At 68.8% G+C, this 25,175-nt stretch carries 27 protein-coding genes; 16 read left to right on the top strand and 11 right to left on the bottom strand.

Annotated elements, in window-relative coordinates:
- The first annotated feature begins 58 nt into the window (after nt 1-58).
- The gene (locus B2869_RS15420; protein ID WP_292768459.1) at nt 59-1,531 is read left to right on the top strand and encodes an ABC transporter permease; all 1,473 of its coding nucleotides are present in this window, start codon (nt 59-61) and stop codon (nt 1,529-1,531) included.
- An 89-nt stretch (nt 1,532-1,620) separates the two neighbouring features.
- Nucleotides 1,621-2,346 (top strand): ABC transporter ATP-binding protein, encoded by a 726-nt coding sequence (locus B2869_RS15415; RefSeq protein WP_172889133.1) that lies wholly within the window; start codon nt 1,621-1,623, stop codon nt 2,344-2,346.
- Between the two features lie 74 nt (nt 2,347-2,420).
- Here the strand turns inward: B2869_RS15415 and gndA are convergent, their stop codons facing one another.
- Together gndA and B2869_RS15405 are read right to left on the bottom strand one after the other, a co-directional pair.
- Nucleotides 2,421-3,875 (bottom strand): NADP-dependent phosphogluconate dehydrogenase, encoded by a 1,455-nt coding sequence (gene gndA, locus B2869_RS15410; RefSeq protein WP_292768455.1) that lies wholly within the window; start codon nt 3,873-3,875, stop codon nt 2,421-2,423.
- 56 nt (nt 3,876-3,931) lie between these two features.
- Nucleotides 3,932-4,822 carry an NAD(P)-dependent oxidoreductase gene (locus B2869_RS15405; RefSeq protein WP_292768452.1) on the bottom strand — a complete coding sequence of 297 codons (891 nt, stop codon included), beginning with the start codon at nt 4,820-4,822 and terminating at the stop codon, nt 3,932-3,934.
- Nucleotides 4,823-4,921: 99 nt separating this feature from the next.
- Here B2869_RS15405 and B2869_RS15400 point away from each other — a divergent pair, with 99 nt between their 5' ends.
- The 7 genes from B2869_RS15400 (at nt 4,922) to B2869_RS15370 (ending at nt 11,443) form a co-directional block, all read left to right on the top strand.
- Nucleotides 4,922-5,980, top strand: a complete 1,059-nt coding sequence (locus B2869_RS15400; protein ID WP_292768449.1) for a D-2-hydroxyacid dehydrogenase — start codon at nt 4,922-4,924, stop codon at nt 5,978-5,980.
- 54 nt (nt 5,981-6,034) lie between these two features.
- Entirely contained in the window at nt 6,035-6,823 is a 789-nt protein-coding gene (locus B2869_RS15395; protein ID WP_292768447.1) for an IclR family transcriptional regulator, read from the top strand.
- 146 nt (nt 6,824-6,969) lie between these two features.
- A complete protein-coding gene (locus B2869_RS15390) occupies nt 6,970-8,388 on the top strand; it encodes an MFS transporter (protein WP_029260549.1) in 1,419 nt (472 codons plus the stop codon).
- Complete coding sequence (locus tag B2869_RS15385; protein ID WP_292768443.1) at nt 8,385-9,170, top strand: SDR family oxidoreductase; 786 nt, start codon at nt 8,385-8,387, stop codon at nt 9,168-9,170. Before B2869_RS15390 ends, B2869_RS15385 begins: the two co-directional genes overlap by 4 nt.
- The gene (locus B2869_RS15380; protein WP_292768440.1) at nt 9,170-9,901 is read left to right on the top strand and encodes a fumarylacetoacetate hydrolase family protein; all 732 of its coding nucleotides are present in this window, start codon (nt 9,170-9,172) and stop codon (nt 9,899-9,901) included. The genes B2869_RS15385 and B2869_RS15380 overlap by 1 nt, the downstream gene beginning before the upstream one ends.
- 16 nt (nt 9,902-9,917) lie before the next feature.
- Nucleotides 9,918-10,955 (top strand): zinc-binding dehydrogenase, encoded by a 1,038-nt coding sequence (locus tag B2869_RS15375; protein WP_292768437.1) that lies wholly within the window; start codon nt 9,918-9,920, stop codon nt 10,953-10,955.
- Nucleotides 10,952-11,443: a gluconokinase gene (locus B2869_RS15370; protein ID WP_292768434.1), complete on the top strand. Its 492-nt coding sequence runs from the start codon at nt 10,952-10,954 to the stop codon at nt 11,441-11,443. Before B2869_RS15375 ends, B2869_RS15370 begins: the two co-directional genes overlap by 4 nt.
- A gap of 43 nt (nt 11,444-11,486) precedes the next feature.
- Here the strand turns inward: B2869_RS15370 and B2869_RS15365 are convergent, their stop codons facing one another.
- Nucleotides 11,487-11,612, bottom strand: coding sequence for a hypothetical protein (locus B2869_RS15365; RefSeq protein ID WP_017828452.1), 126 nt, complete (start codon nt 11,610-11,612; stop codon nt 11,487-11,489).
- 224 nt (nt 11,613-11,836) lie between these two features.
- On the opposite strand from B2869_RS15365, the gene B2869_RS15360 reads away from it, so the two are divergent.
- Both B2869_RS15360 and pth read left to right on the top strand, forming a co-directional pair.
- A complete protein-coding gene (locus B2869_RS15360; protein WP_021199722.1) occupies nt 11,837-12,451 on the top strand; it encodes a 50S ribosomal protein L25/general stress protein Ctc in 615 nt (204 codons plus the stop codon).
- Between the two features lie 98 nt (nt 12,452-12,549).
- Entirely contained in the window at nt 12,550-13,131 is a 582-nt protein-coding gene (gene pth / locus B2869_RS15355; RefSeq protein WP_021199721.1) for an aminoacyl-tRNA hydrolase, read from the top strand.
- A 27-nt stretch (nt 13,132-13,158) separates the two neighbouring features.
- Here the strand turns inward: pth and B2869_RS15350 are convergent, their stop codons facing one another.
- Together B2869_RS15350 and trpS are read right to left on the bottom strand one after the other, a co-directional pair.
- Nucleotides 13,159-13,842 (bottom strand): hypothetical protein, encoded by a 684-nt coding sequence (locus tag B2869_RS15350; RefSeq protein WP_292768427.1) that lies wholly within the window; start codon nt 13,840-13,842, stop codon nt 13,159-13,161.
- A 21-nt stretch (nt 13,843-13,863) separates the two neighbouring features.
- Nucleotides 13,864-14,868 (bottom strand): tryptophan--tRNA ligase, encoded by a 1,005-nt coding sequence (trpS, locus tag B2869_RS15345; protein ID WP_292768424.1) that lies wholly within the window; start codon nt 14,866-14,868, stop codon nt 13,864-13,866.
- Between the two features lie 45 nt (nt 14,869-14,913).
- On the opposite strand from trpS, the gene B2869_RS15340 reads away from it, so the two are divergent.
- Genes B2869_RS15340 through B2869_RS15330 form a run of 3 tightly spaced genes read left to right on the top strand, consistent with a single transcriptional unit; the run spans nt 14,914 to nt 16,870 of the window.
- Complete coding sequence (locus B2869_RS15340; RefSeq protein ID WP_292768421.1) at nt 14,914-15,555, top strand: SRPBCC family protein; 642 nt, start codon at nt 14,914-14,916, stop codon at nt 15,553-15,555.
- Nucleotides 15,552-16,235 carry a DUF4166 domain-containing protein gene (locus B2869_RS15335; RefSeq protein ID WP_292768418.1) on the top strand — a complete coding sequence of 228 codons (684 nt, stop codon included), beginning with the start codon at nt 15,552-15,554 and terminating at the stop codon, nt 16,233-16,235. The genes B2869_RS15340 and B2869_RS15335 overlap by 4 nt, the downstream gene beginning before the upstream one ends.
- Nucleotides 16,232-16,870 (top strand): DUF4166 domain-containing protein, encoded by a 639-nt coding sequence (locus B2869_RS15330; protein WP_021199716.1) that lies wholly within the window; start codon nt 16,232-16,234, stop codon nt 16,868-16,870. The genes B2869_RS15335 and B2869_RS15330 overlap by 4 nt, the downstream gene beginning before the upstream one ends.
- Here B2869_RS15330 and B2869_RS15325 read toward each other — a convergent pair.
- The 6 genes from B2869_RS15325 to sdhC all read right to left on the bottom strand — a co-directional run bounded on the left by B2869_RS15325 (nt 16,864) and on the right by sdhC (nt 22,523).
- Nucleotides 16,864-17,703, bottom strand: coding sequence for an exodeoxyribonuclease III (locus B2869_RS15325; RefSeq protein WP_292768395.1), 840 nt, complete (start codon nt 17,701-17,703; stop codon nt 16,864-16,866). The genes B2869_RS15330 and B2869_RS15325 overlap by 7 nt on opposite strands.
- A 10-nt stretch (nt 17,704-17,713) precedes the next feature.
- Nucleotides 17,714-18,919, bottom strand: coding sequence for a YihY/virulence factor BrkB family protein (locus B2869_RS15320; protein WP_021199714.1), 1,206 nt, complete (start codon nt 18,917-18,919; stop codon nt 17,714-17,716).
- 106 nt (nt 18,920-19,025) lie between these two features.
- Entirely contained in the window at nt 19,026-19,793 is a 768-nt protein-coding gene (locus tag B2869_RS15315; protein WP_021199713.1) for a succinate dehydrogenase iron-sulfur subunit, read from the bottom strand.
- Between the two features lie 2 nt (nt 19,794-19,795).
- The gene (sdhA, locus tag B2869_RS15310) at nt 19,796-21,622 is read right to left on the bottom strand and encodes a succinate dehydrogenase flavoprotein subunit (protein WP_021199712.1); all 1,827 of its coding nucleotides are present in this window, start codon (nt 21,620-21,622) and stop codon (nt 19,796-19,798) included.
- A 17-nt stretch (nt 21,623-21,639) separates the two neighbouring features.
- Nucleotides 21,640-22,089: a succinate dehydrogenase hydrophobic membrane anchor subunit gene (locus B2869_RS15305; RefSeq protein WP_292768388.1), complete on the bottom strand. Its 450-nt coding sequence runs from the start codon at nt 22,087-22,089 to the stop codon at nt 21,640-21,642.
- Nucleotides 22,089-22,523, bottom strand: coding sequence for a succinate dehydrogenase, cytochrome b556 subunit (sdhC, locus tag B2869_RS15300; RefSeq protein ID WP_072591539.1), 435 nt, complete (start codon nt 22,521-22,523; stop codon nt 22,089-22,091). The genes B2869_RS15305 and sdhC overlap by 1 nt, the downstream gene beginning before the upstream one ends.
- Before the next feature lie 183 nt (nt 22,524-22,706).
- Between sdhC and B2869_RS15295 the strand changes: the two genes are divergently transcribed.
- Entirely contained in the window at nt 22,707-23,822 is a 1,116-nt protein-coding gene (locus tag B2869_RS15295; RefSeq protein WP_292768375.1) for a mannose-1-phosphate guanylyltransferase, read from the top strand.
- Nucleotides 23,823-23,982: 160 nt separating this feature from the next.
- Entirely contained in the window at nt 23,983-25,104 is a 1,122-nt protein-coding gene (locus B2869_RS15290) for a BMP family lipoprotein (RefSeq protein ID WP_021199708.1), read from the top strand.
- The last annotated feature ends 71 nt before the right edge of the window (nt 25,105-25,175 follow it).

The raw sequence follows: 25,175 nt of genomic DNA, 5'->3' as shown, positions 1-25,175 counted from the left end.
ATATGCGCGATTCCTAACGTCGATCTCGCCCCGCGATGGCCGCGGCGGAAGGAGAGAGATGTACGGAACATATCTGCGGCGCGAACTCGCCGGCCGCAAGAAGCAGACGATGATCGTCGCGATCGGGCTGGCGATCGCGATCGCCCTCGTGATCGTCGTCAACGCCCTCACGGCGGGAGTGCGGGACGCGCAGGCGCAGGCCCTCGCCTCCGTCTACGGAGTCGGCACCGACCTCACCGTGACGGGCGAGCCCGCCGAACCCGGCCAAGGCGAAGGGCCGCGCTTCGACTTCGACGCGGATGCGGGTCAGAGCGACGGCGAGACCACCACGCTCGCGCAGTCCACGCTGCGGACCGATTTCCTGCGCGGCACGCTCGACTCATCGGTGCTCGACACCGTCGCCGCCACGCACGGGGTCGCCGCGGCATCCGGGGCACTCAGCCTCACGAACGCCACCTTCTCCGGTGAGGTGCCCAGCGGTGGATTCGCTCCGCAGGACGGCGAGCAGCCGGCTGCGCCCGAGGAGGGGCAGACCGCACCGGAGGCCGGGCAGGGCGGCGGAGGAGGATCCTTCGGAGTCGACTCCTTCTCGGTGCTCGGCATCGACCCCGCAGCGACCTCGGTCGGTCCGCTCGCGTCGGCCGAGGTGACGGACGGACGCGGATTCGACGCCGATGATGCCGAGGCGCTCGTCGCCCTCGTCGACAGCACCTACGCGGGTACCGATGAGATCGCGGTGGGAGACACGATCGATGTCGCCGGCTCCGATGTGGAGGTCGTCGGCATCCTCGGCTCGACCTCGGACAGCGCGGATACGGCCGCGAACGTCTATCTGCCGCTGCGCACCGCGCAGACGCTCGCCGGAGTCGACGACGTCATCTCCACCGTCTACGTGCAGGCGGACTCGGCCGATTCGATCGAGGCCGTGCAGTCCGCGTTGGCCGACGCGCTCCCCGATGCGACCGTCACCTCGCAGTCCGAGCTCGCCGCGACCGTCTCCGGTTCGCTCTCCAGCGCGACCGCACTGATCACGAACCTCGGCACCTGGCTCTCGATCATCGTGCTCGCCGTCGCCGTGCTGCTCTCGGTGCTGCTCACCCTGTCGGGCGTCGGGCGTCGCACCAGGGAGTTCGGAACGCTCAAGGCGATCGGCTGGTCGAACGGCAGGGTCGTCCGTCAGGTCGCAGGAGAGTCCATGGTGCAGGGGCTGATCGGGGGAGCGGTCGGCCTCGTCCTGGGTATCGCCGGCATCGTGCTGATCAACGTCCTGAGGCCCACGGTCGCTGCGAGCGGTGCGAGCCAGGGAGCGGGTCCCGGTGCCATCGGCGGGGGCATGGGCGGGGGACCGACCGGAGGTGGAGGGATGCTCCAGACCGCCGCGGCGGATGTCGTGCTCCAGGCGCCGTTCACCCCCTGGGTGCTGGTCGCCGCCGTCGGTCTCGCGGTGCTCGGCGGACTCGTCGCCGGAGCGTTCGGCGGCTGGCGCGCCGCGCGTCTCAGCCCGGCGGAAGCCCTGCGGTCGGTCGCATGATCACCGCACGCGCGGGCGACGTCCGGCACGACCCGCCACCCCCGCTCCGAACAACCCGGAAGCCGACGACCCACGAGCAGGAGACGCACATGACCATCGCAGACCTCGAGCAGACGGCGCCCCGAGGCGGGCACGAGCAGCCGATCTACCGCGTCACGGGCGTGACCCGGACGTACACGCAGAAGGGGCGCATCGTGAAAGCGCTGACCGGTGTGGACCTCGACATCATGCCCGGCGAGTTCGTCACGATCCAGGGCCCCACCGGCGGCGGCAAGTCCACGCTCCTGCAACTGCTCGGTGCGCTCGACACGCCGACGACGGGTTCCCTCCTGCTCGACGGCCGCGAACTCGCGTCGGCCTCGGCGAAGGAACTCGGACGCCTCAGGGCGGAGGAGCTCGGATTCGTGTTCCAGGGGTTCAACCTGATCCCCACGCTCACGGCCACGGAGAACGTCGACATGGCGCTCGAGCCCCTCGATCTCGACAAGGGAGAGCGGCGCATGAGGGTCGCTGAGGCTCTCGCCCACGTCGGTCTCGACGACAGAGGCGACCATCGGCCCGCCGAGCTCTCCGGGGGTCAGCAGCAACGCGTCGCGATCGCGCGCGCCCTCGTCAAGAGGCCGCGGGTGCTCCTGGCCGACGAGCCGACGGGCAACCTCGATGAGAGCATGCGCGACGAGATCCTGACGCTTCTCGAATCGCTGTGCGCCGAGGGGATCACGATCATCGTGGTGACGCACGACTCGGCGGTGGCGCGACGCGCGACACGGCGTCTGCGCCTCACGAAGGGTGTCGTCCAGGACATCACGAGGTAGGCGGCGGGATGGCACCACCATGATGCACGAAGGGCCGGGTACCTCGCGGTATCCGGCCCTTCGACGACGGGACGTCAGTGCGTGTCTTCCGCCTCGATCTCGGTGCGGTCGCCCGACCACAGCGTGTGGAACGTGCCCGGCTTGTCGATGCGCTTGTAGGTGTGCGCACCGAAGAAGTCGCGCTGTCCCTGCACGAGCGCGGCGGGGAGGCGGTCGGCGCGGATGCCGTCGTAGTACGACAGCGACGACGAGAACGCCGGAGCCGGGATGCCCGCCTGGGCCGCGGTCACGACGACGCGACGCCACGATGCCTGGCCACGCGTGAGCGCCTCGGCGAAGTACGGTGCGGTCATCAGCACGGGCAGGTCGGGGGTCGCCGCGTAGGCGTCGGCGATCCGGTTGAGGAACTGGGCGCGGATGATGCAACCGCCGCGCCAGATCTTCGAGATCGCGCCGAGGTCGATGTTCCAGCCGTACTCGGCCGCCCCCGCCCGGATCTCGTCGAAGCCCTGCGAGTAGGCCACGATCTTGGAGGCGTAGAGCGCCAGGCGCACATCCTCGATGAACTGCTCGGTGTCCTCGGTCGAGACCGTGAACTCCTCGTCGGGGCCGGGGAGGCCGCCGGCGACGGCGCGCTGCTCGGGGTGCGACGAGAGCGAGCGGGCGAAGGTCGCCTCGGCGATGCCGGAGACGGGGACGCCGAGCGAGAGCGCGGTCTGCACGGTCCAGGCTCCGGTGCCCTTGGCGCCGGCCTGGTCGAGGATCACGTCGACGAGCGGCTTGCCGGTCTCGGCGTCGACCTGGCGGAGCACCTCTGCGGTGATCTCGATCAGGTACGACTCGAGCTCGCCCTTGTTCCACTCGGCGAAGATCTCGGCGATCTCGGCCGACGACTTGCCCGTGCCGCGGCGGATGAGGTCGTAGGCCTCGGCGATGAGCTGCATGTCGGCGTACTCGATGCCGTTGTGCACCATCTTGACGAAGTGCCCGGCGCCGTCGTGGCCGACGTGCGTGACGCACGGCTCGCCCTCGGCGATCGCGGCGATCGACTTCAGGATCGGTCCGAGCGTGACCCACGACTCGTCAGAGCCGCCGGGCATGATGGAGGGGCCGGTGAGGGCACCCTCCTCGCCGCCGGAGATGCCGGCGCCGACGAAGTTGATGCCGGTCTCGCGGACCGCCTTCTCGCGACGGATGGTGTCGGGGAAGTACGCGTTGCCGCCGTCGACGATGATGTCGCCCGGCTCGAACACCTCGACCAGCGCGTCGATCACCGCATCGGTCGGGCCGCCGGCCTTGACCATGATGATCGCGGTGCGCGGCTTCTGGAGCGAGTCGGCGAACTCCTGGTAGGTGTGGGCCGGGACGAATCCGGCCTCGGGGTGCTCGTCGAGGAGCGTCTGGGTCTTCTCGTAGCTGCGGTTGAAGATCGCCACCGTGTTTCCCTCGCGGCTGGCGAGGTTGCGGGCGAGGTTCGATCCCATGACGGCGAGTCCGACGACTCCGATGTTCGCTGATGCTTCGGGCACAGAAGGCTCCTCGATCGTGAAGAAGGGGTGGTTTCAGCGTATCGCTGTACGGGAGGTCAGTGGGCACCTGTGTCACGAGAGGCGATGAAGCGTCGTGACACCGCGATGTCGCGGTCTCCGAGCCCGGCGGCGACCAGTTCGTCGAAGGCCGCACGCAGGGTGGGCAGCAGGACGGGTGAGGTGCCGGTGGCTTCGGCGATGTCGGCCGCGAAGCCGAGGTCCTTCACCATGTACTGCGCGATGCCGCTGGGGGAGTCGTCGCCGGTGACGAGCTTCTCGCGACGACTGTCGAGCAGGCGCGAGCCGGCGTAGCCGCCCGAGAGCAGCGACCAGAGCGCATCGAGGTCGAGTCCGGAGCGCTCGGCCAGCACGGTGGCCTCGCCGAGCGCCATGATCGTCGCCGACACCACGAGCTGGTTGCAGGCCTTGGCTACCTCGCCGGCCCCGAGTGGTCCGAGCAGCACAGGGGTTCCGCAGGGCGCGAGCACCTCGGCGGCGACGGCGGCATCGTCCGGGTCGCCGCCGAGCATGATCGAGAGGGTCCCGGCGACCGCTCCGTCTTCCCCACCGGAGACCGGGCAGTCCACGATCCTGACCCTGCCGCCCGTCTGCGCTCCGACGCGGTCCGCGAGCGCACGGACGGCGGGAGCAGACGAGGTGGACCCGATGAGGATGAGCAGGTCTCCGGCGTCGGCGAGCAGCCCGTCGGGACCGTCGAGCATGGCTTCGAACGGGGGGAGGTCGGGCAGCATCATGAGCAGGACGTCTACTCTGGAGGCGAGCTCGCGTGGTGTCGGCGCCCACGAGGCGCCGGCGGCCAGCAGTTCCGGCTGCGGGCGGCGCGCATGGATGACGAGCCCCCCGTGGGCGGCGAGCAGGCGGTCGGCCATGGGGTGGCCCATGGCGCCGAGGCCCACGACGCCGACGGTGACGGATGAGATGCTCATGCGCACACGGTAGCAACAATCCAACAGATAGAACAGTGTCCAACAGGGTGGAACTGGGCTAAGGTGAGGGATCCAGACTTCCCGAGGGAGGGGACCAGCATGACGGGGACCGAGAAGAAACTGCGCGCCGTCGTGGCGGTGCCGCTGCCGGAACGCCTGTGTCGACTGATCGAGGAGCTCGAGCCTCGCCTCGAGGTGGTCCGCGATCACGCACTCCTGCCGCCGATGCGCGGACCGGCCGACTGGTCCGGCGACCCGGAGTACGCACGCGCGCCGAGCGCGCAGCAGGCTTTCGACGAACTGGTCGACTCCGCCGACGTGCTCTTCGGGATCCCCGACGTCGACGCCGCTGCGCTGGCTCGCACCGTCGCTGCGAACCCGCATCTGCGTTGGGTCATGACGACAGCCGCCGGTGGCGGGGCCTCGGTCAAGGCCGCGGGTCTCGACCGAGCCGCTCTCGATCGCATCGTGTTCACCACCAGTGCCGGCGTGCACGGGGGCCCGCTCGCGGAGTTCGCGGTGTTCGGAGTGATGGCCGGCGCGAAGAACCTTCCGCGCCTGCTCGCGGATCAGGGCACGCGTACCTGGCCCGACCGCTGGGAGATGCGCCAGCTCGACGAGATGACGGTGCTGGTCGTCGGCCTGGGCGGCATCGGCACGGAGTGCGCGCGACGCTTCCATGCGCTCGGCGCACGGGTGTGGGGGACGACGCGCTCCGGGCAGCCGGTGGCGGGAGTGGATCGCCTGGTGCCGCTGGACGAGCTGACCGACGCGGTGGCCCACGTCGACGCGATCGTCGTCACCCTTCCGGGCACGGCGCAGACGCACCATCTGATCGGCGCCGACGTGTTCGATGCGGTCAAACCCGGTGCGATCATCACCAACGTCGGCCGCGGCACCGTGATCGACGAGAGCGCTCTGCTCGGTGCGCTCGACGACGGCCGCGTGGCCTTCGCCGCGCTCGACGTCTTCGAGCAGGAGCCCCTCGACGGTGCGTCGCCGCTGTGGTCGCATCCGAACGTGCTCGTGAGCCCGCACACCGCCGCACTCAGTTCCAAGGAGGAGGAGCGGATCGCCCGTCGCTTCGCGGAGAACGCGGCGCGCCTGCTCGATGGCGAGCCGCTGACCGCCGTGGTCGATACGGTCGAGTTCTACTGATCGGCCCACAGGTGATCGAGCGCCTGTGGCTCCCTGCTGTCGGAAGGCGCGGCCATGGATGATGACACCCGCGAAGGGCGCGACCCCGCACCCGCCGTGACCCGCAGCATCCGCCTGCTCGGCATCCTCGCCGAGTCCGGGGGTCCACGAACGCTCACCGAGCTCGCGGGGGAACTCGGGCTGGCGAAGTCGTCGACGGCGAACCTCTGCCTGGCGCTCGAGGCCGGGGGCATGATCGATCGCACCCCGCAGGGCTATCGTCTCGGGGTGCGCACGGCCGAGCTCGGGGGTGCGTTCGCTGCCCAGTTCAACCAGGTGCGGGAGTTCTACAGCGTGTGCGAGGCCTCGCCGCAGCTCGCCTCCGAACTCGTGCAGGTGGCGATGCTCGACGGCACCGATGCGCTGTATCTGGCGCGGCACGAGGGGTCGCGCTCGCTCCGTCTGGGCACGCCGCTCGGTTCGCGGCTCCCGGCTCCGCTCTCGGCCACCGGTCGCGCGCTCCTCGCTGCCATGAGCGATGCCGAGGTCGTCGAGCTCCTCGGGGAGGACGCGGTGTTCCCGCAGCTCACCGAGCGCAGTGCGACCACAATGCCGGGGCTGCTGGAGGTGCTGGCGACCGCCCGTCGTCGAGGGTGGGCGCTCGACGCCGAGGAGTCCTTCCGGGGCATCGTGGGCGTCGCGGTTCCGCTGGAAGGGTGGGCCCCGACCGACCCGCCGCTCGCACTCGGCGTCGCGATCCGGGCCGCCGAGGCCGACTATGAGCGGATCGAGCGTGTGGGTGAGGCGCTGCGTGACGCCGCCGCCGCGCTGACGAACCCCTTCAGCTCAGCCGTTCGGCGCTGACGCCCTCCTGTGCCCCATCGCGCTCGCAGGGCGCGGTGGTCTTCCTGCGTGCCCGCAGCGGGACGCGAAGTGAGTCCAAAGGGTTGAACGCAATCCAACAGGCTGGTACAGTCGGGGAACGCCGCAGGCGAAGCCGATCGAAGGAGATGGCCGTGACAGACCCCCGCACCTCACCCCGAGCAGCGTCCGATGACCCGGAATACGCGGCGAACCTGCGCCGTGCGACCCTCGCGTCGAGCATCGGCAGCGCGCTGGAGTACTTCGATTTCGCGCTCTACGGCCTCTCCACGGCGTTGATCTTCAATGTGCTGTTCTTCCCGCAGGATGACCCGGCGATGGCGACGGTCGCCGCGTTCGCGACCTTCGGCGTCGGATTCCTTGCGCGTCCGTTCGGCGGCCTGTTCTTCGGCGTCCTGGGTGACAAGCTCGGGCGGAAGTGGGTCCTGGTCGCGACCATCGTGCTGATGGGCGGCGCCTCCACCGCGATCGGACTGCTGCCCACCTACGCGGCGATCGGCGTGTGGGCACCGATCCTGCTGGTGCTGATGCGGCTGCTGCAGGGTTTCGGAGCGGGTGCCGAGCAGGCGGGGGCGACGGTGCTGATGGCCGAGTACGCGCCGGTGAAGCGCCGGGGCTTCTTCTCGGCACTCCCGTTCGTCGGCATCCAGGCGGGCACATTGCTCGCCGCGGTGGTGTTCGGCCTGATCACGCTGCTCCCCGAGGACCAGCTGCTGAGCTGGGGATGGCGCGTGCCCTTCCTCGCCTCCTTCGCGCTGATCCTGCTCGCGCTGTTCATCCGGATGCGGCTGCGTGAGACGCCGACGTTCATCGAGCTCGAGAAGCACGAGCAGATCGCCGACCGCCCCATCAAGGAGATCTTCACCCACGGCCTGCCCGGCGTGATCGTCGGTGTGGGGCTGCGGATGGCCGAGAACGGTGGCTCGTACATGTTCCAGACGCTCGGTCTCGCCTTCTTCGTCACGGTCGTCGGCGACAACGCCGACAAGAGTCTGCTCACCTGGGGCGTCACCCTCGGGTCGCTGATCGGCGTCTTCTCCGTGCCGTTCACCGGCCACCTCTCCGACCGCTTCGGGCGCCGTACCGTCTACCGCTTCGGAGCGGTCTTCATGCTGGTCTACACGTTCCCCGCGTGGTGGCTGCTGTCGCTCGGGAACTACGCCGTGGCCATCGGTGTGATCGCGATCGGCATCGGCGTCGCCGTGAACAGCATGCTCGGACCGCAGTGCGCCATGCTTCCCGAGCTCTTCGGAAACCGTCACCGCTACCTGGGCGTGGCGATGGCCCGCGAGATCTCGGCTGTGCTCGCCGGTGGCCTCGCCGGTGTCCTCGGTGCCTACCTGATCGCGGTGAGCGACGGCAACTGGGTGCTCCTGGCCATCTACATGGCTGTGCTGGCCCTCATCACCACCGCGTCGACATTCCTCGCTCCCGAGACCCTCCGCCGTGACCTCACCCGTGTCGACGACGCGATCAAGGTCTCGCGCGGGGAGGGCGGCGACGACGTGTTCGCCACCACGGTGTCGATCAAGGCCGTCGGACGATGACGGCGCTGCCGGCGGGACTCGCCGCTTTCGATCTGACCGGGCGCACGGCGCTCGTTACCGGATCGAGTCAGGGCATCGGCAGGACCCTCGCCGAGGGCCTCGCCGGTGCAGGAGCGACCGTCGTCGTGCACGGGCGGGATGCTGCGAAGGCGCAGGCGGCGGCGGGAGAGATCGCACAGGGCACGGGAGCCGTCGTGCACAGCGTCGTCTTCGACGTGACCGAGGCGGCGGCGGTGGATGCCGGCATGGGCGAGGTGGAGCATCTGGTCGGTACTCCTGACATCCTCGTGAACAACGCCGGTGTCCAGCGCCGTGCGCCGATCGCCGAGTTCGCCGACGAGGATTGGGACGCCCTCGTGCAGACCAACCTCTCCAGCGTCTTCCACCTGTCGCGACGGGTCTCCGCCGGGATGATCGCGCGCGGCTCGGGCAAGATCATCCAGATCGGCAGCGTGCAGTCGCAGCTCGCCCGTCCCTCGATCGCGGCGTATGCGGCGACCAAGGGCGCGATCGTGATGTTCACGAAGGGGCTGTGCGCCGATCTCGCCCCGCACGGTATCCAGGCCAATGCGATCGCGCCCGGATACTTCGCCACCGAGCTCACGAAGGCTCTCGTCGCCGACGAGCAGTTCTCGGAGTGGGTCCGCGGGCGCACACCGGCCGGGCGCTGGGGTGACACCGCGGACCTCGTCGGGGCCCTGCTGTTCCTCGCGAGCGGCGCGAGCGACTTCGTCAATGGACAGACGCTGTTCGTCGACGGCGGCATGACGGCGGTCGTCTGATGCGTCTCGGACGAGTCGCCACCACCGGCGGCCCCCGGTGGGTACGGCAGGCGGCCGACGGCTTGATCCCGGTGACGGATCCGTTCGTCGCCTTCGCCGAGGGGCAGGAGCCGGAGGATGCCGGGCCGCGCATCGAAGGCACGGTCATCGCGCCGGTGGATCCGCTGGTGATCGTCGGCATAGCCCAGAACGGACCCGCCCATGTCTCTCCCGTGCAGGCGTGGCTCAAGAGCCCGCGGACGGTGACCGCCGGCGGTGTCGACGTCGTCCTGCGCCGCGATGCGGGCGGCCAGGTCGCCGAGGGGGAGATCGCGGTCGTGATCGGCCGCCCGACCCGGGGGCTGACCGCGCAGAACGCGCACGAGTACGTGCTCGGGGTCACCGCGGTGAACGACCTCTCGAGTCCGGAGCGCGCGGCGTTCGATCCGCGAAACTTCGAATCGAAGTCGGGGGAGGGGTATACGCCGCTCGGCCCCTGGATCGACACCGCAGCCGGGATCGACGATGTGCGCCTTCAGGTGGAGGTCGACGGACGCCCGGTCGCCGAGACCGGAAGCCGGCAGTTGCCGATGTCGATCCGCGACTGCCTCGCCTACGTGGCCGCGTGGTCGCCGCTCGGCCCGGGCGATGTCGTCATGACGGGTGCTCCGCACTCGCAGGCCCGCGTGGGGCCGGGGCAGATCGTGACCGTCAGAGTGGCGGAGATCGAGTTGGTCACGGCTTTCGTGTGACCGAGGAAGGAGCGCGGTGAACAACCTCGCCGTGGTGGCGCACGCCGCCGAAGACCTGCGGATCGATGACATCGGCGCGCCGGTGCCCCGACCGGACGAGGCCGTCGTGGGCATCGCCTACGGCGGCATCTGCGGATCCGACCTCCACTACTGGCAGCACGGCGCGGCCGGTGCATCGGTGCTGCGCGAGCCGATGATCCTCGGGCACGAGGTGTCCGGGGTCGTGGCCGTCGCTGCGGCCAACGGCACGGGACCGGCCGTCGGCACCCCCGTGGCCGTCCATCCGCTCACCGCGCACGGCGACGGTCGCACGCCCTGGCCCCCCGAGCATCCGAATCTCGCACCGGCCTCGACGTATCTCGGGTCGGCGATGCACCTGCCGCACACGCAGGGAGCCTTCGCGCGGCGCGTGGCTCTCCCCGCGCGCATGCTGTATCCGCTTCCTTCCGGCCTCGACCTGCAGACGGCGGCGCTGGCAGAGCCCGCAGCCGTCGCCTGGCACGGGGTGCAGAGGGCGGGGGATGTGCGCGACCGGCGAGTGGTCGTGATCGGCGCCGGACCCATCGGTCAGCTCGTCGCCGCCGTCGCCCAGCGTGCCGGCGCGTCCTCCGTGACCGTCACCGACCTGCAGCAGCGGCCGAGGGAGATCGCCGAGGCGCGCGGGATCCGAGCGATCGATGCGCGGGCCGCGACCGAGATCTCCGAGCTGTATGCCGATGTCGTGATCGAGTCGAGCGGAACGGTTCCGGGGCTCGACGCCGCCGTCTCCGCTGCTGTCCGCGGGGGCACGGTGGTGATGCTGGGGCTCCAGCGCGGGGGCGCGGTTCCCGCGCCGATGGCCACGGCGATCACTCGCGAGCTCACGCTGCGGGGGTCCTTCCGCTTCGGCGCGGAGTTCGGCGAGGTCATCGCCGCCCTCGCCGATGGCAGCCTCGACGTGCGCGGTATCATCAGCCAGGTGGTGCCTGTGGACGACGCGCTCGACGCGTTCGCACTGGCCGCCGACCCCGCGAGTTCCTGCAAGGTGCTCGTCGACTTCGGCCGGGAGGCATGAGTGTGCGCGTCGTCGTGATGGGCCCGAGCGGTTCGGGCAAGTCGACCGTGGGTGCGTTCCTCGCAGAGAGCCTCGGTGCGCGCTTCATCGACGGCGATGATCTGCATCCGGCCGCGAACGTCCGCAAGATGGCGGCCGGGGTGCCTCTGGACGACACGGATCGGCTGCCCTGGCTCCGTCTGGTCGGCGAGACGCTGCAGAGTGAGGACCGCGTCGTCGTGGCGTGCTCGGCGCTCAAGCGCGTCTATCGCGACGTCATCCGGACCGGAGCGCCCGAGACGTTCTTCGCCGAACTCGCGATCGGTCGCGCGGTGCTCGAGGAGCGGATGCGTGCGCGGGCCGATCACTTCATGCCGGCGGCGCTCCTGGACTCGCAGCTCCAGACGCTCGAATCGCTCGAGGCCGATGAGGCCGGAATCCGGGTGGACGAGTCGGCGGACGTCCGGACCGCGGCCGCCGTCATCGCCGAAGCGGCACAGCGGCGCTGAGAGTTCAAACCAGAGCGTGCGGAAACGGCTCTGCGACCGGCGGTCAGTCCTTGCGGTATCCCGAGCGTCCCATCGCGAACAGCGCGATGAACGAGGTGACGGCTGCGCACACGGTCATGGCGCCGATCAGCCAGAGGAGTGCGTGCGAGAGGAAGGCGCCGTCGAGCATGGGGGTTCTCCGTGTTCTGCAGAAAAAGGACCGGTGTCCTCAGCCTATCGGGTCATCCGGTACCATTGAGGCTGTACCTCGGCGAGGGATGCTTCTGCGCGTGCGCGAACATCCGTTATCGACGCGGCGAAGCAAGCCCGGTGGCTTTCCTCCTGCGTCAGCGAGTTCGAAAATTCCAAGACCACCGCGCGGCGCCTTCGCTGCGTGCCCCGAAGGAGAACCCCATGTCTGAAGACACCAAGGTCCAGGCCGAGCTCCGCGAGAGCTTCGGCAAGGGCTTCGCCCGCCGCCTCCGCGCCGCCGGCAAGATCCCCGCCGTCATCTACGGCCACGGCACCGAGCCGGTGCACGTCGCGCTGCCGGGCCACCAGGTCTCGCTCATCATCCGTCGCGCCAACGCGCTTCTCGAGCTCGACATCGAGGGCAAGGGCCAGCTCGCCCTCGTCAAGGACGTCCAGCGCGACCCGGTGCACCAGATCATCGAGCACATCGACCTGCTCGTCGTGAAGAAGGGCGAGAAGGTCGCCATCGACGTCCCGATCGTCGTCACGGGCGAGTCCGCTGCCGGCACCATCGTCAACCTCGACGCGACCACGCTGTCGATAGAGGCCGAGGCCACGCACATCCCGCAGAACATCGAGGTCTCCGTCGAGGGCCTGGAAGAGGGCGCGCACATCACCGGCGCCGACGTGAAGCTCCCCAAGGGCTCCACGCTGCTCTCCGACCCCGAGGTCCTCGTCGTGGCGATCTCGGTCCCGGCTGCACCCACCGAGGATGACGAAGAGGCCGCCGAGGCCGGCGAGGCCACCGAGGCTGCCGAAGAGGCCGCCGCGGAGTGATCTCCGACTGATTCATCACAGAGGGGACGCGATCCGATCGCGTCCCCTCTGTCGTATCCTGACCTGGGCTGCGCACCCGGCGGGGAGAGGACGACGACATGGCATCGACCTGGCTCGTGGTGGGGCTCGGCAACCCCGGCCCGCGATACGAGGCCACGCGACACAACATCGGGCAGATGGTGGTCGACGAGCTGGCATCGCGGCGCGGCGAGGCCTTCCGTGAGCACAAGGGCGGAGCCCGCGTCGTCGAGACGTGGGTGCGCCCCGGCGCGGACAAGCTCGTGCTGGCCAAGCCGAACACCTTCATGAACGTCTCGGGGACCCCGGTGGCGGCGCTGGCCCGGTTCTACTCGGTGCCGCCAGAGCAGGTGATCGTGGTACACGATGAACTCGACATCCCGTTCGACACGGTCAAGCTCAAGACCGGGGGCGGACACGGCGGACACAACGGTGTCCGTGATGTCGCACGGGCGCTGAGCACTGCCGACTTTCCGCGTGTGCGGGTGGGCATCGGACGTCCGGTCGGGCGTCAGGATCCCGCGGACTGGGTGCTCGCCCCGTTCGGCAAGGAAGAGCGGCCGAACCTGCCGATCCTCATCGCGGACGCCGCCGACGCGGTCGAGCTGCTGGTCGACGAAGGCCTTCTCGCGGCACAGCAGAAGCACCACGCGCCGCGCTGAGACGGCCGCTGCGGGGTCGTGGCCCGGTCAGGCCGCATAGGTCGACAGGCCCGTCGCAGCGCCCGCGGTCAGCGCGACGACCAGGGCGATGAAGAAGATCACCGACGCCAGGACCGCGACCACGAGAGCGGCGATTCCTGCGCCGCGGCCACGCTTCTTGGCGATCGCGACGATACCGAGCACGATCGCTGCGATGCCGACGACGGTCCCGAGCCAGAAGGAGAGCTCCGCCCAGAGCACCTGGTCCCGTACCGGGGTGAGCACGCGGAGGTCGTCGGCGGTGACCGATGCGCCGTTCGGGAGGAACCGACCGATCTCGAACGCGCTGATGCTCACGACGATCGCCGGCACCACCGCCGCGACGAGCGCGAGAACCAGCGCAAGTGTTCCGAAGAGTCCGGAGGTGGACGGTGTCGCGGCGTCGGGCACCTGATAGGCGCCGGCCGGGGTCGCGTAGCCGCCGACAGGCACCTGGTAGGCCCCGGGAGGGGCTGCCGGATACCCGGGCGCGGGCGCTGCCGGGTAGCCGGAGGGCGTTGCCGGAGGATACGGGGCACCCGCCGGGGGATACGCGGGAGCTGCAGGGGGATACGCGGGAGCTGCCGGAGGGTACCCGGGGGCGGTCGGCGGCGGGAACGCGCCGGTCGCGGGCGACGCAGACGGGTCGGAGGGCACGGCACCGGGCGGGGGAGGCAGCTGCGGATCAGTCACGCCCCCATCCTAAGGCGAGGCTCAGACGCGCCGGAGCAGACCCACCCGGTCGTACACGTCGGAGAGGGTCGCGTCGGCGACGGCGTCAGCGCGCGCGGCGTTCTCCGCCAGGATGCGATCGAGCTCGGCAGGATCGTCGAGCAGCTCGAGGGCCCTGGCACGCACCGGCTCGAACTCGTTCACGACGACCTCGGCAAGACCCTTCTTGAAGTCGCCGTAACCGCGACCCGCGTATTCGTCCTCGATCGCGGCGACCTGGCGCCCGGTGAGGGCCGCGTAGATCGTGAGCAGGTTCGAGACGCCGGGCTTGTTCTCGCGGTCGAACCGCACCGATCCCTCGTTGTCGGTCACCGCACGCATGATCTTCTTCGCCGACTTCGCCGGGTCGTCGAGCATCCACAGCACGCCGGCATCGCTTTCGGCCGACTTCGACATCTTCGACGTCGGGTTCTGCAGGTCGTAGATGCGCGCGGTCTCCTTCTGGATGACCGGCATCGGCACGGTGAAGGTCTCGCCGAAGCGCGAGTTGAAGCGCTCGGCGAGGTCGCGCGTGAGCTCGACGTGCTGCTTCTGGTCGTCACCCACCGGCACCACGTCGGTCTGGTACAGCAGGATGTCGGCGGCCATCAGCACCGGGTACGTGAACAGTCCGACGCTGGTCGAGTCCGCGCCGTACCGCGAGGACTTGTCCTTGAACTGGGTCATCCGGCCGGCCTCGCCGAAGCCCGTGATCGTGCTGAGGATCCACGCGAGCTCAGCGTGTGCTCGCACGTGCGACTGCACGTACAGCGTCGACAGCGACGGCTCGATGCCGGCCGCGATGTACTGGGCGGCCGTGCGACGCGTCTTCTCGCGGAGCTCGGCCGGATCCTGGGCGACCGTGATCGCGTGCAGGTCGACGACGGAGAAGAACGCGTCGTAGGAGCTCTGCAGGTCCCGCCACTGGAGCAGCGCGCCGATGTAGTTGCCGATCTGGAGGGAGTCGGCGGAGGGCTGCATTCCGGAGTAAAGGCGAGGTCTCGTCACGGAGTCAATCCTATGGGGTGCACGGCGTGCCCCTACGATGGGCGCATGGCCTCCGTATCCCCGCGTTCACGGTCGCGAGGGGATCGGGCCCTCTATGTCGAGATCCTCATCGTCGCGCCCCTGGACGAGGTGTGGCGGCTGACGCAGGATCCGGCCTCGCACGTGCGCTGGGATGCGCGTTTCAGCGACATCGTGCCGCAGCGCACCCGAGCAGACGGTGCGCAGGACTTCCGCTACGAGCTCGATCTCGTGGTGCACACGATCCGCGGGACCGGCGTATCGCTCGCCACGAAGGAGAGCCCCTCGGGAGAGCGCACCTCCGCGCTGCTCTTCGACACCGACGACGCGCTCTCGCCGCTCGGAACCGGGCGCGGCTACTGGCGCTACGTGCCGACGGAGAAGGGCGTGCGATTCCTCACCGGCTACGACTACGCACCGGGATGGGGATGGCTGGGACGCGTTCTCGATCCGCTGGTGACCCGACGGTTCGTCTGGTGGCTCACCGCCCGCAGCTTCGATCGTCTCCGGTTGTGGGCCGAGCTGGGCATACCTCCGGAGGAGACCAGCGGCTGGCGGTCGCTCCGGCGCGGGTACCGACCACGTGCACGCAACTGCCTCTCGCGCCCCCGGCGCACCGGGCGGACCATCATGGAGGATGCACCGGTATCCCTCGAGGAGATCGCATGACGACCGGGACCGGTATCTTCGAGCGCGCACTGGGAGACGACTTCGCGCGCCTCCATCCGCAGCTGCAGCGCCGTTTCGGGGTCGGCGTGGACGCCGGATACGGCTGCATCGGACGCGGGGTGATGTCCGAGGTCCGGCGAGGCCCGTGGTGGACCCTGCCTTTCCTGCTGATCGGCACGTTCCGCAACATCCTGTTTCCCGAGCGGGGGTGGGATGTGCCGTTCCGGATCGACAACCTGGCCTACGTCGACGACTTCGGTCGCGAGACCGTGACCTTCGTGCGGACGATGGACGTGCGCCCCGGCCGCCGCCGCCGATTCGACGCGACCATGATCTACAGCGACGCACGTCGACGGGTGGTCGACTACCTGGGTACGCACCAGCACCTGGCCGTCGACCTCGATCTGGCCGTCACCGACGACGGCGGCCTCCTGCTCACCTCGGGCGCACAGCGCTTCTATGAGGGGCCCATCGCCTTCCGCTTCCCGATGCTCTTCAGCGGGCGCGCTCGGCTCATCGAGCGCTACGACGACGAGCAGGAGCGGTATCTGATCGACCTCGAGATCCATAACGATGTCTTCGGGTTCCTGTTCGGCTACCGCGGTGCCTTCACCTGCGAGTTCGTCGGCGGACCGGCTCCGGAGACCGTCAAGCCGTACCGCGAGGAGATCCGCGAGTGACCGCGCGCGGAGCCGCCTTTCTCGAAGCGCTGGGGGAGGAGGCGGAGAGGCTTCATCCCGAGATCCTGGCGCAGATGCGCGTCGAGGCGAGGAACGACGGAGCCGAGGGGGTCTTCGCGGTCGCCGGCAGCCGGTTCGGGCGCCTCGCCGCCCTCGCGTCGCCCCTCGTCGGGCCGCGGCTGCTCGTCACGCGGTTCGGCCGCGACGTGCCCTTCCGGATCGATACCGTGTCCGGTCGATCGCCCTCGGGGCGGCCGACGCTCGACACGGTCCGGGAGTTCCGTTTCGCCGACACGACACAGCACGTCGTCGACCGGCTCTTCGCGACGGGACATCCCGGCCTCGTCCAGAATGCGCTGGGGTCGAGGGGCCGAGTCGAGATGCTCGAGGAGTGCTCGGTGACCGACGACGGTGCGCTGCGTATGCGCACTCGGGCCGTCGCGCTGCGTCTCGGCCGATGCAGGATCGCGCTACGCGGGATTCTCCGCATCGACGTCGATCTCGTGGACGGCTGGGACGACACTCACGACCGACGCACCATCGAGATGCGCGCGACGAGTCCCGTGCTCGGGACCGTCCTGGAGTACCGGGGATGGTACCGCTACGCGGATGCCACCCCCGGCGCCGCTCAATAGCGGTAGTCGACGACGACGGGCGCGTGGTCGCTCCAGCGCTGGTCATAGGCCGCAGCGCGCGCGACGTGGTAGGTCTCCACACGCTCGGCGAGTGCAGGCGTCGCCAGGTGGTAGTCGATGCGCCACCCGGAGTCGTTGTCGAACGCCTGCCCGCGCATCGACCACCAGGTGTACGGTCCGTCGACCTCGCCGTGGAACTTCCGCCCCACGTCGATCCAGCCGAGGCCGGTGCCCACGGTGCCGTCGACACCGGAGACCTCCGCGCCGGCCTCGCCGAGGAACCGATCGAAGTACGCGCGCTCGCGAGGAAGGAAACCGGCCTTCTTGCGGTTTCCTCGCCAGTTCTTGATGTCGAGCTCGCGGTGTCCGACGTTCAGGTCGCCGGTCACGAGGACGAGGGCGCCGTCGGCGCCGAGTTCAGCGAGCCGCGTGCCGAACGCGTCGAGGAACTTCCACTTCTCATCCTGCTTCGGGGTGTCGGCCTCGCCGGAGTGCACATAGGCGCTCACCACGGTCAGCGGACGGTCGCCGATCAGGTAGTCGGCCTCGATCCAGCGCCCCTTGGAGTCGAAGTCGTCGGGGCCGAAGGCCGTGCGCGAGGCCAGCGCAGGCGTGCGGCTGGCGATGGCGACTCCGGCACGTCCCTTCGCGGTGGCCTCGTCGTGGACGAACGACCAGCCGGGGAGCGCGGCCTCGAGATGCTCGTCCTGCCCGCGCACCTCTTGCAGCGTGAGGATGTCGACGCCGGCGTCGTCGAGCCAGGAGCTCATCCCGTTGCGAGCCGCCGCTCGGATTCCGTTGACATTGACCGTGGCGATACGCAGATGAGGCATGGTCACAAGCCTAACGAGCGCTGCCGACATCCCGTCCCGGTCGGTGCAGTTCGGAGAGCAGACGCTGGGCGAGCGGCGTGCTCGGATCGGGCGGCGGGGGAGGAGAGGCTTCGAGGTCGGCGAGCTCCTGCTCCGCATCGCGCACGGCCTTCGCCGCGCTCCACGCGCGGTACCAGGGCGCGGCTTCACGTGCGGCATGGGCTTCGCGCACGCGGATGCGCGCGGCCGTCAGCAGGGCCTGATACTCCGCCATGCGGCGCTCGGCCTCGGTCAGCGTGAGGAGGGGCAGGTCGCGGTCCTGCGCAGCGACCGCGATCCAGGAGGAGGCCACCAGCATCACCACGCCGTTGATGCGGAACCAGAGCAGCAGACCGATGAAGATCGCGAACGTCGCGAGCAGCGGGTTGGACGGGGTGTAGCTGAGGAGGAACCCCGCACCGAACTGCAGGATCGTCATCGCGCCGCCGCCCAGGAGAGCGCCGGGCCAGATCGTCTGCCAGTGCAGGGAGGTCCCGGTGAGGAATCGGACCATAGCCGCCAGGGCGCCCGACATCAGCGCGAAGGAGACGATGACGGCGCCGATGCGGATGAGGATCACCCCGTTCGAACTGGAGTCCCAGCCGAGCAGACCGAGGAGCCAGCTCAGGATCGCGGCGCTCGCCGAGCTGAGGACCGAACCAGCCACCAGGGAAGCTCCGAAGATCACCGCCGCGAGCAGGTCGCGCGCCTTCAGGATCACGTAGCTGCGACGATCGGGCGGCAGGCCGAAGATGTCTCTGGTCGCACGACGAGAGAACGTGACCCAGCCGATCGCGGTCCAGATCACGGTGCCGAGCGCGATCAGACCGGTGACGCTCAGCACTCCGGTGGTGCTCGCCGCGATGTCCTTCACCTGATCGGGCGTGACCACACCGCCCTCGGGAAGGATCAGATTGGGGATGTAGCTGTTGATCATCGCGATGAGGGCGTCGACGGCTTCATCGCTGCCGCCGAGCCAGAGCCCGGCGATCGCGAAGGCCAGGTAGATCGCGGCGAAGATCGCGAAGAGGGCCTGGTAGCTCACGCCCGCGGCGAGGAGGAATCCGTTGTGCTGCAGGAAGTGGCGCCAGACGCGCACGGGGAACAGTCCGAGGGTGCGCTGCGTCAGCGCGGTCGCGCGCTCGACGGCCGCATCGAGGCGACCGGGGTCGGTCGCGGAGCCATCGGGTTCGGACACCTCCCCACCCTATCCAAGAGAGGAACAGGCGTGAGAAGGGCAGGAACGCAGAACAGGCGGCCCCGGAACGGGACCGCCTGTTCTCGCGTTGTTGCCTGTCGCGGCGTCAGGGGCGACCGCGGAGCACGGCCTGCTTGACCTCGGCGATCGCCTTGGTCACCTCGATGCCACGGGGGCAGGCCTCGGAGCAGTTGAAGGTGGTGCGGCAGCGCCACACGCCTTCCTTGTCGTTGAGGATGTCGAGGCGGACAGCCGCGTTGTCGTCACGGGAGTCGAAGATGAAGCGGTGCGCGTTGACGATCGCCGCCGGCCCGAAGTACTGGCCGTCGGTCCAGAACACGGGGCACGACGAGGTGCACGCGGCGCACAGGATGCACTTGGTGGTGTCGTCGAAGATCTCGCGGTCGGCGATGGACTGGACGCGCTCCTTGCCCTTCTCCGGAACGGAGCTGGCGACGAGGAACGGCTGCACCTCGCGGTACGACGCGAAGAACGGCTCCATGTCGACGACGAGGTCCTTCTCGAGCGGCAGACCCTTGATCGCCTCGACGTAGATCGGCTTCGAGATGTCGAGGTCCTTGATCAGCGTCTTGCAGGCCAGGCGGTTGCGGCCGTTGATGCGCATGGCGTCGGAGCCGCAGATGCCGTGGGCACACGAGCGCCGGAAGGTGAGCGAGCCGTCGACCTCCCACTTGATCTTGTGCAGGGCGTCGAGCACGCGGTCGGTGGAGTAGAGCTCCACGTCGTAGTCGACCCAGTGCGGCTCGGAGTCGACCTCCGGGTTGAACCGGCGGATGTTGAACGTGACGATGAAGGACTGGATGCCGGTCTCTTCGGTCGTGTCGGCAGGTGCCTCTGCGATGGCGGTCGACATGCTCAGTACTTCCTCTCCATCGGCGGGTAGTTGAACTCGCCCTGATCGTTCTTCGTGAAGACGACCGGCTTCCAGTCGAGCTTGATGTGGTCGCTCGGCGTGGAGGAGTGCGGATCACCGGTCAGGTAAGCCATGGTGTGCTTCATGTACTTCTCGTCGTTGCGCTTCGGGAAGTCGTCGCGCATGTGGCCGCCGCGGCTCTCTTCGCGGTTCTGCGCGGCGTAGACGACGACCTCGGCGATGTCGAGGAGGAAGCCCAGCTCGACGGCTTCGAGCAGGTCGGTGTTGAACCGCTGACCCTTGTCGTCGACGTGCACGTTCTTGTAGCGCTCACGCAGCTCGGCGATGACGCCGAGCACGTGCTGGAGGGAGTCGTGCGTGCGGAACACCTGCGCGCCCTTGTCCATCTCGTCCTGCAGCGTCTTGCGCAGGACGGCGATGCGCTCGGTGCCCTGGTTGTTGCGCAGGTCCTCGAGCATGCCCGACACGAAGCCGGCGGGGTTCTCGGGGAGGGGGACGAACTCGGCGGTCTTGACGTACTCGACGGCGTTGCGGCCGGCGCGCTTGCCGAAGACGTTGATGTCGAGCAGCGAGTTGGTGCCGAGGCGGTTGGCGCCGTGCACCGAGACGCAGGCGCACTCGCCCGCGGCGTAGAGGCCGGGGACGACGGTGGTGTTGTCCGCGAGGACCTCGCCGTCGTTGTTGGTCGGGATGCCGCCCATCGCGTAGTGCGCGGTGGGCATCACGGGCACGGGCTCGACGACCGGGTCGACACCGAGGTACGTGCGGGCGAACTCGGTGATGTCGGGGAGCTTGGTCTCGAGCACCTCGGCGCCCAGGTGCGTGCAGTCGAGCAGCACGTAGTCCTTGTGGGGGCCGGCGCCGCGCCCGTCCAGGACCTCCTGCACCATGCAGCGCGCGACGATGTCACGCGGGGCGAGGTCCTTGATGGTCGGGGCGTAGCGCTCCATGAAGCGCTCACCGGAGGCGTTGCGCAGGATCGCGCCCTCGCCTCGTGCGCCCTCGGTCAGGAGGATGCCGAGACCGGCGAGCCCGGTCGGGTGGAACTGGAAGAACTCCAGGTCCTCGAGGGGGAGTCCCTTGCGCCACACGATGCCGACGCCGTCACCCGTGAGGGTGTGCGCGTTCGAGGTGGTCTTGAAGATCTTGCCGAAGCCGCCGGTCGCGAAGATCACGGCCTTGGCCTGGAAGACGTGCAGCTCGCCGGTGGCCAGATCGTATGCGACGACGCCGGAGACCTGGGTCTTGCCGTCGGCGTCCTTCACCGTCAGCAGGTCGAGCACGTAGAACTCGTTGAAGAAGTTGATGCCGAGCTTGACGCAGTTCTGGAACAGCGTCTGCAGGATCATGTGGCCGGTGCGGTCGGCGGCGTAGCAGGCCCGGCGGACCGGGGTCTTGCCGTGCTCGGCCGTGTGTCCGCCGAAGCGACGCTGGTCGATCTTTCCCTCGGGCGTGCGGTTGAACGGGAGGCCCATGTTCTCGAGGTCGATGACCGCGTCGATGGCCTCCTTCGCGAGGATCTCGGCCGCATCCTGGTCGACGAGGTAGTCGCCGCCCTTCACGGTGTCGAAGGTGTGCCACTCCCAGGAGTCCTCTTCGACGTTCGCGAGGGCCGCCGCCATGCCGCCCTGCGCTGCACCGGTGTGCGAGCGCGTGGGGTACAGCTTGGAGATCACCGCGGTCTTCGCGCCCGGGCCCGCTTCGATGGCGGCACGCATGCCCGCTCCACCGGCTCCCACGATCACGATGTCGAACTGGTGGTAGTGCACGCCGTCACGGACGACGGAATCCTGCGTCTCGGTAGTCACTTCTCGTATGCCTTCTTCTAGTTCCCGACGATCGCGGCGCATTCGGACCAGAGGACGCTGTCCTCGGTCACACCCAGGCACGGGTCGAACGTGAAGACCACGAGCGTGCCGAGGATGATGAGCAGGCCGGCGGCCAGCCCGAGCGCCCAGACCAGCGCCTTGCGCGCCGTGCTGTTCGTCACGTAGTCGTTCACGATGGTGCGCATGCCGTTGGCGCCGTGGATGAGTGCGAGCCACAGCATCAGCACATCCCACCACTGCCAGAACGGCGTGGCGAACTTGCCCGCGATGAACGCGAAGTCGAGGGCGTGGATGCCTTCGCCGACCATGAGGTTGACGAACAGGTGGCCGAAGATCAGCACGACGAGCACGACGCCCGAGACGCGCATGAAGATCCAGCCCCACTTCTCGAGGTTGACGCCGCGGCGGCGACGAGCCGGGGCGGCGACGATGGTCTGTGCAGACATCAGTGTCCCCCTCCGAATCCGGCGAACGCGAGCATCAGGTGGCGGGGCACGAAGCCGGCCATGATGATGCCCCACACCAGCAGGACGCCCCAGAACAGCTGGCGCTGGTACTTGGCACCCTTCGACCAGAAGTCGACGGCGATGATGCGCAGGCCGTTCATCGCGTGGAACACGATGCCGGCGACGAGCACGACCTCACCGAGGGCCATGATCGGGTTCTTGTATGTCCCGATGACGGCGTTGTACGCCTCCGGTGACACCCTGATCAGCGCCGTGTCGAGCACGTGCACCAACAGGAAGAAGAAGATGGCGACTCCGGTGATGCGGTGAAGCACCCACGACCACATGCCTTCGCGACCCCGGTAGAGGGTGCCGCGGGGGGTCTTGGACGTGGTTTCCGAAATCGACGGTGTCAAGCGGGCGCTTGTGGACACGGTCGTCCTCCCTGGATCGATGTGACTCGGTCGCGTGCGCTGCGCTTGTCCAAGTGTGAGCCTGTCGAAGTGTCAGGCACGCCCGATCGGTGACCATCCTATTCCTGTCAGATCACTGGGAGCGACGAAGGGGAGCCTAAGTGTCTCGATGTCGAGATGATCGCTGCGGCTACCCTGGGCAGGGTGAGCACACCCATCGAGGACTTTTACGCAGTGATCCCCGCCGGCGGCATCGGTAGCAGGCTGTGGCCGCTCTCTCGAGCGGATGCACCGAAGTTCCTGCATGACCTGACGGGATCCGGACACTCCTTGCTGCGCGACACCTGGGATCGGCTCGTGCCGCTCGCCGGTGCGGATCGGATCGCCGTGGTCACCGGCCGGGCTCATCGGGCGGCCGTCGAGGCGGAGTTGCCGGGGATCCCCGACCTGAACGTGTTCCTGGAGTCGGAGCCGCGCGAGTCGGCGGCAGCGATCGGACTCGCCGCGGCCATCCTGCACCGTCGCAATCCCGACGTGATCATCGGCTCCTTCAGCGCCGACCACGTGATCCGCGGCACCCGGGTGTTCGAGTTCGCCGTGCGCGATGCGGTCGAGGTGGCGCGTGAGGGCTACATCTGCACGATCGGCATCACGCCGACCGAGCCGGCGGTCGGCTTCGGCTACATCAAGATGGGGCCCGAGCTCGTGGTCGACGGTGCGCGCGAGGCCGCGCTGGTGGAGAGCTTCGTGGAGAAGCCCGACCTCGAGACGGCGAAGGCGTACATCGCCGATCGCGGCTACCTCTGGAACGCGGGGATGTTCATCGCCAAAGCCGAGGTGCTGCTGGAGGAGCTGGCCGTGAACGAGCCTGAGCTCCACGCGGGACTGCTCGAACTCGCCGAGGCCTGGGACGATCGTGATCGTCGTGGCCCCGCGGTCGATCGGATCTGGCCGCGCCTGAAGAAGATCGCCATCGACTACGCCGTCGCCGAACCCGCCGCCCGACGGGGACGCCTCGCCGTGGTCCCCGGTCACTTCGACTGGGACGACGTGGGGGACTTCGCGTCGCTGACGAAGCTCATCACCAACGGTCGCAAGAACGACCTCGCCGTGCTCGGCCCGAATGCGCGGGTGCTCACGGATGGTGCGAGTGGGATCCTCGTCAGCCAGACGTCCCGCGTCATCAGCCTGGTGGGGGTGCAGGACATCGTCGTGGTCGACACCCCCGACGCGCTGCTGGTCACCACCGTGCAGCATGCGCAACGGGTGAAGGGCGTGGTCGAGTCGCTCAAGCTCACCGGTCGCGGGGACGTGCTCTGACGTCTGCTCCGATGAGCAGGCCGCGACGCTCATCGGCTGTCTTGATTTCAGCTTGGTAACCATTGGCCAGCGCGTGCGGCACGGGCGTGCACAAAAGCCGAAACAATAGGTAACTTTGATCGATCCGCGATGGCCGCGGTTTCGTTGAGGGAGGCATCAGTTGACCATCTCCACCACCAAGAAGCTGCTCGGCGTCACCGTCGCCGCTGGCGTCGTCTTCGCACTCGCCGGTTGCGGCCAGGCTCCGACAGACAAGCCCGCCGGCTCCGGCGAGCCGGTTGCCTCCGACTTCCTTCCCTGCCTCGTCTCCGACGCCGGCGGATGGAACGACAAGTCGTTCAACCAGTCCGCCAAGGAGGGCATGGACAGCGCCGCCAAGGAGCTGGACATCAAGCCGCTCGAGTTCGAGTCGGCCAATGACAACGACTACGCGCCGAACCTCGAGACCGCGGTCTCGGAGGGCTGCTCGCTCATCGTCTCGGTCGGCTTCAAGCTGTCCGCCGCCACGGTCGAGTCGGCTCTCGCGAACCCCGACATCGACTACGCGATCATCGACGACTGGGCCGACAACGACTTCGACGGCAACGTCGATGCTCCCAACATCAAGCCCCTGGTCTTCGACACGGCACAGGCCGCATACCTCGGTGGTTACGCCGCCGCGTCCTGGTCCGCGCAGAGCGGCGTGAACAAGGTCGGTACCTTCGGTGGAATGCAGATTCCGTCGGTCGCCGTGTTCATGGACGGCTACCAGCTCGGTGTCGAGAAGTACAACGAGGACAAGTCCGCTGCGGTCGAGGTCTTCGGCTGGGACGAGGCCACGCAGAAGGGCTCGTTCACGGGCGGCTTCGACGCGAACGACACCGCCAAGCAGACCGCACAGGGTGTGCTCGACCAGGGCGTCGACGTCATCCTCCCGGTCGGCGGCCCGGTCTACCAGAGCGCGGCTGCGGCGATCGCCGACAGCGGCAAGGACACCCTGATGCTCGGTGTCGACAGCGACCTCGCCGTCGCCGACCCGAGTGTCGCCGGCATCACGCTCGTCTCGATCATGAAGGCGATCGACGTCGCCGTGAAGGACGCGACCATGGCCGCGGCCCAGGGCGAGTTCGACCCGGCCCCGTACGTGGGCACGCTCGAGAACGAGGGCGTCAAGCTCTCCGGCTTCGGTGACTTCGAGTCGAAGCTCCCGGAAGGTCTGACCGACGAGCTCAAGACTCTGCAGGAGCAGATCATCTCAGGCGACATCAAGGTGGAGTCCCCGAACTCCCCGACCTCCAAGTAAATCCGTCGCAGTTCCCGCACGGGGCGAGTGGTGAGCAGGATGCCACTCGCCCCGTCTCGTGGACGCACGAT

Source organism: Microbacterium sp. UBA3486 (genome assembly GCF_002377845.1).
Taxonomy (GTDB): Bacteria; Actinomycetota; Actinomycetes; order Actinomycetales; family Microbacteriaceae; genus Microbacterium; species Microbacterium maritypicum_A.
The sequence above is the reverse complement of the archived record's forward strand: the minus strand, read 5'-3'. Positions and strand labels throughout refer to the sequence as shown.